The following is a 1,475-nucleotide window of genomic DNA, read 5'->3' on the forward strand; positions in this document are numbered from 1 at the left end:
AGGAAGCCCATGACGAAACAGTGCATAAAGATTCTTATAAAAGAAAACTCTATGAATTAATCAGTGCTTCCCTAACACCCCAGCCCACTCCCCTCACACATGAATATCCCCTTTAACGTCGGCCAGGGTGAAGGTATCCAGTTTATCTTCCAGTGCTTTCTGGGCTTCGTGGAGACGGCCGTCCAGGGCGTGGTGGATGTCCCTTCCTACGGGGCATTTGGGATTGGGGTGTTCATGGAAGCGGAAGAGGCCTTCTTCTTTCAGGTTTTCTGCTGTGAGGTACACGTCAAGAAGGGTGATTTCTTCCGGCTTTTTGGCCATGAAGGTACCGCCGGTGCCGCGGTGGACGGTAATCATGCCGGCTCCCTTCAGACGGGACAGGAGACGACGGATGATGACGGGGTTCACTTCGATGCTGCCGGAGAGCACGTCGCTGGTGACCTTTTCTTTATCCTGGTACAGGGCAATGTAGGCGAGCATATGGATAGCAATGGTAAATTGACTGGAAATCTGCATGGTTCCTCCTCGATTCAATCATAATTTATTCTTATCATAGCAGATTAGGGAAATAAAAGTAAGGCAGGCTTATGAAAAGCCCGCCCCTTTTTCCCTTTTGTATTAAGGAAGCACTGATTAATGAATCACTGCGAAGCCGCCGGTCCAGGAAATCTTTTCACGAGCTGCCAGGGAAATCTGCAGGAATCCAAGGGCTTCCATTTCACGGGCCCGTTTCAGGGAGCCTGCATCTACCACGGAAAGGCCGCTGCCTTCCAGCGCTTCTGCCAGGGTCTTCTTGGCTTCCTCAGAGTCCGATGCCGCCAGCACTACCGCCGGTTCTTTATCTCCCACTTTTCCTGCTGCCAGGACGCCGGCGAATGTGGTATTGAAGGCTTTGACCACCAGAGCCTCCGGCACCTTTTTCTGGATTTCAGCAGCAGCGGAGGAATCGGCCAGAACCACCAGGCCGTCGAAGGTATCAAAATTGACGGGGTTCGTAATATCGACCAGTACCTTTCCTGCCAGTTCGTCCTTATGGGCGGCAAGGATGCTGTCTACAGCGCTATAGGGTACTGCCAGCACCACCACATCCCCTAAGGATCCCTTGAAATCGCGGCCTCCATAGGTCACCCTGTTTCCTGCTTTTTCAAAATTGCCGCCGATGGCCTTTCCCATATTGCCTTTGCCAAAAATTGTAATTTCCATCATATTTCCTTCTTTCTGTAAAAATCATCGCTCCTGTATGGAACGCTGTACATGTAATTCTTGCTGTTACAATTAATATATCATGTACTCTTACATCTGTCAATAACTATATCGGAATTTCTTCATATCTCTTTTCCCCAAGCAAAAGGAGCTGTGAAAAAATGATTTACATTTTTTCACAGCCCCTTTTGTATATATAAATTTTCACGGAAATTGGCCCAATAACAGTCTGCTCCCTGCCTCTACGTCATTTCGAGCGATGCTGCATGTAG

General features: G+C 48.9%; 2 protein-coding genes. Both read right to left on the reverse strand.

From position 1 onward, the window contains the following. Positions 1-93 precede the first annotated feature (93 nt). Positions 94-516, reverse strand: coding sequence for an Rrf2 family transcriptional regulator (locus B2Y11_RS08145; RefSeq protein ID WP_291057959.1), 423 nt, complete (start codon positions 514-516; stop codon positions 94-96). A 117-nt stretch (positions 517-633) separates the two neighbouring features. Continuing rightward, a complete protein-coding gene (locus B2Y11_RS08150; RefSeq protein WP_291057960.1) occupies positions 634-1,206 on the reverse strand; it encodes an NADPH-dependent F420 reductase in 573 nt (190 codons plus the stop codon). Positions 1,207-1,475: the final 269 nt, after the last annotated feature.

Source organism: Dialister sp. UBA1703, from assembly GCA_002320515.1.
Classification (GTDB): domain Bacteria; phylum Bacillota; class Negativicutes; order Veillonellales; family Dialisteraceae; genus Dialister.